The sequence below is a fragment of the Hyphomonas sp. genome (assembly GCF_040882205.1).
Classification (GTDB): Bacteria; Pseudomonadota; Alphaproteobacteria; order Caulobacterales; family Hyphomonadaceae; genus Hyphomonas.
The window spans coordinates 1-7,303 of the sequence record NZ_JBBEBT010000054.1; the positions used below are offsets into that span (position 1 = coordinate 1).

Annotated in this window: 9 protein-coding genes and 1 pseudogene; 2 read left to right on the forward strand and 8 right to left on the reverse strand. The window is 62.4% G+C overall.

From position 1 onward, the window contains the following. Nucleotides 1-472 precede the first annotated feature (472 nt). Nucleotides 473-1,930, reverse strand: a complete 1,458-nt coding sequence (guaB, locus tag WEA77_RS02535) for an IMP dehydrogenase (protein WP_368066294.1) — start codon at nt 1,928-1,930, stop codon at nt 473-475. A gap of 172 nt (nt 1,931-2,102) precedes the next feature. On the opposite strand from guaB, the gene WEA77_RS02540 reads away from it, so the two are divergent. After that, nucleotides 2,103-3,263 (forward strand): indoleamine 2,3-dioxygenase, encoded by a 1,161-nt coding sequence (locus WEA77_RS02540; protein WP_368066295.1) that lies wholly within the window; start codon nt 2,103-2,105, stop codon nt 3,261-3,263. An 8-nt stretch (nt 3,264-3,271) separates the two neighbouring features. Here the strand turns inward: WEA77_RS02540 and WEA77_RS02545 are convergent, their stop codons facing one another. Genes WEA77_RS02545 through WEA77_RS02565 form a run of 5 tightly spaced genes read right to left on the reverse strand, consistent with a single transcriptional unit; the run spans nt 3,272 to nt 6,276 of the window. After that, a complete protein-coding gene (locus WEA77_RS02545; protein ID WP_368066296.1) occupies nt 3,272-3,679 on the reverse strand; it encodes a hypothetical protein in 408 nt (135 codons plus the stop codon). 51 nt (nt 3,680-3,730) lie between these two features. Continuing rightward, the gene (locus tag WEA77_RS02550; protein WP_368066297.1) at nt 3,731-4,132 is read right to left on the reverse strand and encodes a hypothetical protein; all 402 of its coding nucleotides are present in this window, start codon (nt 4,130-4,132) and stop codon (nt 3,731-3,733) included. Beyond that, entirely contained in the window at nt 4,129-4,536 is a 408-nt protein-coding gene (locus WEA77_RS02555; protein ID WP_368066298.1) for a GFA family protein, read from the reverse strand. The genes WEA77_RS02550 and WEA77_RS02555 overlap by 4 nt, the downstream gene beginning before the upstream one ends. Then, nucleotides 4,533-5,264: an RlmE family RNA methyltransferase gene (locus WEA77_RS02560; protein ID WP_368066299.1), complete on the reverse strand. Its 732-nt coding sequence runs from the start codon at nt 5,262-5,264 to the stop codon at nt 4,533-4,535. Before WEA77_RS02560 ends, WEA77_RS02555 begins: the two co-directional genes overlap by 4 nt. Beyond that, entirely contained in the window at nt 5,254-6,276 is a 1,023-nt protein-coding gene (locus WEA77_RS02565) for a Ppx/GppA phosphatase family protein (RefSeq protein ID WP_368066302.1), read from the reverse strand. Before WEA77_RS02565 ends, WEA77_RS02560 begins: the two co-directional genes overlap by 11 nt. A 201-nt stretch (nt 6,277-6,477) precedes the next feature. Between WEA77_RS02565 and hspQ the strand changes: the two genes are divergently transcribed. Beyond that, the gene (gene hspQ, locus WEA77_RS02570; RefSeq protein WP_368066300.1) at nt 6,478-6,864 is read left to right on the forward strand and encodes a heat shock protein HspQ; all 387 of its coding nucleotides are present in this window, start codon (nt 6,478-6,480) and stop codon (nt 6,862-6,864) included. A gap of 23 nt (nt 6,865-6,887) precedes the next feature. Here hspQ and WEA77_RS02575 read toward each other — a convergent pair whose 3' ends face one another. After that, nucleotides 6,888-7,070 (reverse strand): hypothetical protein, encoded by a 183-nt coding sequence (locus tag WEA77_RS02575; protein ID WP_368066301.1) that lies wholly within the window; start codon nt 7,068-7,070, stop codon nt 6,888-6,890. Next, nucleotides 7,067-7,303: pseudogene (locus tag WEA77_RS02580) on the reverse strand (bifunctional heptose 7-phosphate kinase/heptose 1-phosphate adenyltransferase); the annotation flags it as partial. The pseudogene WEA77_RS02580 and the gene WEA77_RS02575, both read right to left, overlap by 4 nt.

Sequence of the window (7,303 nt, forward strand, 5' to 3'; positions counted from 1 at the left end):
CGAACCAGGCCCCGGCGGGCCGCCGCCCGAGGCGATGTGGCGCGGGCCTCGTCAGGGCGAGCATAAGTACACATCAGGAATGATGCCTTGCCCCGCGCCGGGCCAGCCGGAATATGCAATAGCGGCCATGCACATCAGGGTCGTCGGATTGCGGGCATCCTATAGCGGCGTTCCGGAAAGTGGCCATGACTTTTCAGGAAAACGCCTCAGTAAACCAGAGACGTACGGTATCGGTGCTAATTCGAACAAGCAGCACGGCGCGCGTAGTCCGCGATGAAATCAACCGGGCGCTCGTCTCAATCAGTGCGCGGTTTGCAACTGTTCGGTAGAAATTTACGCACGCAGACCGGCCAAAGACTTTATGGACTTCGCCGCCGAGGCGCCTCACACGCCGACCTCGCATTTCCATTCAAATGGCCCGTGCAGCCCCAGAGCGCAAACAGCGCAAAAAGGGTGGCCAAGCCTTTTACATCTAGCCGCGCGGCAGCGAATAATTCGGCGACTCCCGCGTCATCATCACGTCGTGGACGTGGCTTTCCTGGAGCCCTGCCCCGGTGATCTGCACGAACTGCGCTTTTGCATGCAGCTCCGCAATCGTCTTGGCGCCGACATAGCCCATCGCGGCGCGCAGGCCGCCGACCATCTGGTGGATGATGGGCGCGAGCGAGCCCTTGTACGCCACCTGCCCCTCAATGCCTTCCGGCACGAGCTTGTCAGCCGCGGCATCCTTCTGGAAATAGCGATCCGCCGAACCTCGCGCCATGGCGCCCAGAGAGCCCATGCCGCGATACGCCTTGTAGGAGCGGCCCTGGTACAGGAACACCTCGCCGGGGCTCTCCTCAGTGCCCGCGAACATCGAGCCCATCATGGCGGTGGACGCGCCAGCAGCGAGCGCCTTTGCAAAATCGCCGGAAAACTTGATGCCGCCGTCTGCTATGATCGGAATGCCGGAAGCCGCAGCGGCGTTGGCGCAGTCTTCAATCGCGGTGAGCTGCGGCACGCCGACGCCCGCCACGATGCGCGTGGTGCAGATGGAGCCGGGACCGATGCCGACCTTTACCGCATCTGCGCCCGCATCAATCAGCGCCTTAGTTGCTTCGGCCGTGGCGACGTTGCCCGCAATGATCTGCACGGCGTTCGAGATTTTCTTGGCGCGCAGCACAGCGTCCGCAACAGCCTTCGAATGGCCGTGCGCCGTGTCGATGACGACCACGTCTGCGCCGGCTGCGATCAGTGCCTCGGTGCGCTCAAAGCCGGCATCACCCACCGTGGAGGCGGCAGCAACACGCAGACGGCCTGCAGGATCTTTCGCAGCGAATGGGTTCAGCGAGGCCTTGTCCATGTCCTTTACGGTGAGCAAACCGATGCAGCGTGCGCTCTCATCGACGATCACGAGGCGCTCGATCCGGTGCTTGTGCAGCAGGCGGCGGGCTTCCTCGATGGGCGTGTCCATCTTCACGGTGACGACTTCACGGGTCATCAGGCTCGCGACCTTTTCGTTCGCGTCTTCGGCAAATCGCGTATCGCGGTTGGTGACGATGCCGACGACCTTGCCGCTTTTCTCGACGACCGGAATGCCGGAGAAGCGCGTGCGCTGTTTCAGCTCGCGCAGTTCGCCGAGCGTTGCGGTCGGGGCGATGGTGACAGGGTTCATCACCACGCCGCTCTCATACTTCTTCACCATGGCGACTTCGCCGGCCTGCTGTTCAATCGACAGGTTTCGGTGGATGACGCCGATGCCGCCAGCCTGGGCCATGGCTATGGCAAGGCGCGCTTCGGTGACGGTATCCATAGCCGCAGAGAGCAGGGGGATGTTGAGGGGGATGGCCTTTGTCAGGAAGGTCGAGACATCGACTTCTGACGGCATCACCTCGCTCGCGCCGGGCTGCAGGAGCACGTCATCGAAGGTGATCGCTTGTCGGATTATCATGTGGGGAGCTCCCTTTTTGGCCTAGTAAGGGAGTCGCGGGGGCTTGTGAAGCCCCTTCCCTGACCTCCGGGCCAACCCCGTCTGCACAGCCTCTTTGACACGCCGCGCGGCGCACTCGATAGAAGCAGGATTAGTTGCATCTGTAACCATCGTGTCCTGGGGAGGAGCGGAGATGAACTTGTCAGATTATGGACTGAGCACCGAGCGCGGCTTCCTGGCGGGCTTTGACCCGGCCAGCGTCACTCTGCCCGCCGATCTGCAACCGGTCCGCGAGATGGCCTTGCGCCTGCCCGAACTGATCCCGACCGGTCGCCTTCGCAGCTTTCTCGAAGCGCTGCCCAAGCTCGATCTGACTTCGTTCTGTGCAAGCGCCAGCGACGGCGAACTGCGCATCGCGATGCTGCATTACAGTTTCATGGTGCAAGCCTATGTCTGGGGTGAACCGGACGCACCGAAAGTTCTGCCCGCCTGCCTCGCCATTCCGATCTGGCAAATTGGCAAGACGATAGGCCAGCCGCCCCTCCTCCCCTATTCCAGCTACACGCTCGAGAACTGGAGCCGGTTTGACGAGAAGGGGGGTATCGACCTTGCGAACATCCACACGCTGCAGCACTTCGAAGGCGGCATGGACGAAGCCTGGTTCATTCTCGTGCACGTCGCCATCGAGGCCCGTGCCGGCGAGATGCTGATGGAAGCGGCGAAGCTGGTCGGCGCTGCGCAGGACAAGAATGCAGGCGAGATCGAGCGTGCGCTTGGCGCGATGAGCGCTGTCTGGGACGACGTGAACGCGGTATTCGACCGGATGCCGGAGCGCTGCGATCCGTACGTTTATTTCCACCGGGTGCGTCCGTGGATCCATGGCTGGAAGGACAACCCGGCGCTTGGCGAAGGCCTTATCTATGAAGGTGTCGCCGAAACCGGCGGCAAGCCGCAGGCCTTCCGAGGGCAGACGGGTTCGCAATCTTCCATTGTGCCGGCGATGGATGCGCTGCTGGGCATCGCCCATGCGGGCGATCCTCTGCGTTCGTTCCTGGATGAGTTGCACGCTTACCGGCCGCCGCAGCACCGGCGCTTCATTGATGACCTGCGCGCGCAGAGCGTCTTGCGCGGCGCCCTGCAGGCACTCGGGAAGCCGGCAATCCGGGACCTGTACAACGACAATATTCGCAAGCTCGCTCGCTTCCGGACGCGCCACCTCGAATACGCGGCGACCTATATCAACCGGCAGGCGTCAACGGCGGCCGGCAACGACCCCGATGTCGGCACCGGCGGCACACCTTTCATGCGTTACCTTAAGAAGCACAGAGACGAAGCCGAAGCGCACCTTCTCTAGGTGCGCGATCAGTCCGCGCAGATCGCGTGCCTAAGCTTGCCCTTGTCCACGAGGGCGTAGCAGCCGAACGCGACATCCCGCACCTGGCAGGTGCCTTCGACCGTGGAGCCGGGCGCAACCGGCGGTCCCTCATAACGGCAGGTGCCAAGGCAGTCGTCATGCCTGATGCAGGCTTTCCCGGCATCCGGATAAGTCTGCACGCAGTGCTCCCAGCCGAGCAGGCCTTCGCGGCTGATCACGCCGCCCGCTGCGTCGCAGGCTGCGCGCTCTGCGGCGGTCGCGACCTCGCCTCCAACGGTGACCGTCTGGTAGGCCGGCGCGGGCTCAGCGAGTTCGGGCGCTGACGTCGAAGGCGGGTGGAACCAGGCGCATCCGGCGAGCGCCAATAAGGCAGTTATCGACAACAGGAATTTCATGTCAGTTCGGCCCCCAGGTCCGTCCATAAACCGTCTGCAAGTGCGTGCGGACTAGTCCACACAAAGTGTGTGCGCGATCTTGCCGTTCTCGACGAGCGTCCGGCAGCCAAAACGGGCATCATTCACTTGGCATGTGCCGACCATAGCCGCGCCGGGGATCAGTTCAACTTCGCTTTCATACCGGCATTCACCGGTGCAATCTGCATCACCCGAGCAGGCTTTCCCCGCATCGGCAAAAGGCTGGACGCAGTTTTCCCACTGGAGCTTTCCGCCCGGCTGGATCGTTGCGCCGGCGGCTTGGCAGGCGGCGCGCTCTTCGGGCGTGGCTTTTGAGGCCGCAAACTCGATCTTCGCGTATCCGGCGGGGGCAGGCGCCTCCCCTTCCCCGGGCCGGAACAGCGAACAGGCGGGCAGGGCCAAAAGGACAGCCATCCAGAAGAGGGCGGCTTTCAATTTGGAAACCTCGCAAAAGCCGGAACACCTTCCGGCATAAGATGGAACGCATGCGCATCGGCTGTCTGCAGGATGACCTGCGGACCGCCGAAATGTTTGGGATCATCCAGCGCGCCGACTTTCAGGATGACAGCGATCGGCAAGGCGGGAGATCGCGTGAGCAGCGGCGTGCCGCAGTTTCCGCAGAACTCCCGCGTTGCGGCGCCCGTCAGGTCACCTCGCGTGAAGGCCTTTGGGTGGCCTTTCGTGACCCTGAAACCGGCAATCGGCATGGCGATGAAGTCATTGCCTTCGCCACCCGTGAAGAACTGGCATTCACGGCAATGGCAGCGCGCCTTCATGATCGGATCGCCTTCAGCTTCATAGCGAACAGCACCGCAATAACATCCACCGGTAATCGTCATTCTGTCTTCTCCTTGGCGGGCTTACCGCCCTTGAATCCCTTAGCCACCACATAGATTTCCGGGCTGCCGGAGCGGCTGGCCGGGGGCTTGATGTGCTTCACCGTCTTGAAGTGCGCCTTGAGCGTCACGAGGAGTTCCTGTGTGGTACCGCCCTGAAAAACCTTGGAGCAGAATGAGCCGCCGGGGGCCAGATGCGCAAGCGCGAAATCAACGGCCAGCTCGACCAGCGTCACGGTTCGCAGGTGATCAGTTTGCTTGTGGCCGGTTGTATTGGCGGCCATGTCCGAGAGGATGAGATCGGGTGGCCCGCTTAAAGCTGCGAGCATTTTCCGGACATCTACTGGATCGTTGACGTCACCTTCAAAAATGGTCGCCCCGTCGATGGTCTGGACTGGCAGGAGATCGATGCCGACGACTTCGCCGGCCCCCTTCAGCAGCGCAACCTGGATCCAGCCGCCCGGCGCGCAGCCCAGGTCGATGACACGCTGGCCGCGCTTCAGGATGTGCGTTTCCTCGTCGATCTCAAGCAACTTGTAGGCCGCGCGCGATCGATAACCCGCGCCCATGGCCTTGCGGACATAGGGGTCCTGCAACTGACGCTCGATCCACTTCTTCGAGCTCTCCGTGCGGGCGTTGCGCGCAATCACCTTGCGCTCAGTCATGCTCCGACCGGAACCGGCTTTCTCGGTTGTCGGCTTTTTCCAGCGTCGCTTCTCTTCATCCGACATTGCCGTCTCCAACTGGCGCAGGTCCTGGGCCTGAACGTTTCGCGCGCCGGCGCCTTTGCGGCTTTTGACCGTGCATCATCGACAATAGAATGCCTTCGCGCAGTCCGCGATCAGCAACGCGCAGTCTGTGCGGATCGAAGACTTCCCAGACCGCTTCCATGATCGCGCATCCGGCGAGCATCAGGGGGGCGCGCTCCTCGCCGATCGTAGGCAATTGGGCGCGACCGGTGACACCGAGAGTGCGCAGCCTGTTCATCGTGACCTGGCCGTCCTCGCGCGACAACCAGCTTCCGTCGACCTTGTCACGGCGGTAGCGGTCGAGCTTCAGGTGAACCCCGGCAAGGCATGTAACCGTTCCGGATGTACCGATCAGATAACCCTCATCTGCTGCGAGCCGCTGCGCCACGCGCTCGAGCGCCGGCCAGCTCTTCACGGCCGTCCGCGCGCGCTCAAGCATCAAGGGCCAGGCTGCGACCTCGTCACTAAGATCAACCGTTTCAGACAGGGTCACGACACCGACCTTCAGGCTGGTCCAGTCAAGGATCGGCGCGTCCCGCAGGATGCCCGCAAGCCCGCCTTTGCGGATGGCGCTCGCATCGACATGGGATAGCTCCGTGGATCCCCCGCCGACATCGACCACGAGCACAGACTTCACTTCGGGCAGGATCAGGTCGTAGCAGCCAATCGTGGCGAGTCGGGCTTCTTCCTTGGCGCCGATCACCTTGAATGTCAGCCCCGTCTCGTTCTGGACCCTCCGGATGAAATCCGCTCCGTTCGCCGCCTGACGGCAGGCCTCGGTCGCTATGCAGCGGACCCGGCCGACCCCATGCAGCTTCAGCTTGTTCCGGATGGCATGCAGGGCGCTCATCGCCCGTTCCACGGCCGCGTCTGACAGCCGGCCGGATTCGTGAAGCCCTTCGCCAAGACGGGCAATCTGGGAATAGGAATCGACGACACGAAAAGATTGGCCACGGGGCTCCGCGACCAGCAACCGGCAGTTATTCGTACCCAGGTCGACCGCTGCATAGAGCGGTTTTCCCCGTTGGGAACCGGGCGGACCGCGCCTGCGGCTGCCAGTTCCGTCTTTTTTGTCAGCCATAGTGTGGCCCGAAACGCAAACTTGAGGCATGCTCTACCACAGGAGCTGAAAATGACCAGTAGACGGGGCCCTGTAGCTTGGTTGCGCGCTCTGTTCGGGAAATCGGGGCAGGTTATGCACGAACCGCTGGTGCTGACCGAAAAGGTCGACGAGCGCTACCATTATGGCTCGATTTCCAAGCACATTGCCAAATTCCAGATCGGGCAGGTCGTTCGACACCGGGTTTTCGCGTTCCGGGGTGTCATTTTTGACGTCGATCCGCAGTTTGCCAATACTGACGAATGGTACGAATCGATCCCGGAAGAGGTCCGTCCGAGCAAAGACCAGCCGTTTTACCATCTGTTCGCGGAAAACGACCGGACCCACTATATTGCGTATGTGTCCGAGCAGAACCTGCTGGCTGACGATTCCGACCTGCCACTGAGCCATCCCGATATTCCGGAATGGTTCGACCTGACGGGCCGCGGAACTTACGAGCTCAAGAAACACTCGACGAACTGAAGAGGCGGAGCAGGGCCACTTCCCTAGTTCGTTCGCGGCGGACGGCTTTCCTCTCCGGACAGGATCGCCGCGACTTCATCCCAATGTGCCAGCGCGTCAATGTCGCCCAGGGCCGCCACTTCGGCGGCGCGCAGGGTGGCGATCACCACGGCATCTTCGCCATATTGGCGCCAGAGCGCAGCTGCGACCTGCGCTGCCTCTGTCACGCGCCGCTCCGCGATCGGGCGATGATTGAGCTAGTCGATTGACCCGGCACCAGCGGCACAATGACAATCTCTCCGCCCCGCGCCTCGACAAGGTCTGCGCCGATGATGGTCTCGCGGGCGTAGTCGCCGCCCTTGATCAGGACGTCGGGTTTGAGCGCGGTTATTAGGCTGAGGGGCGTGTCGTCCTCGAAGATCACCACGCCGTCAACAGCCGACAAGCCGCAGAGAACTTG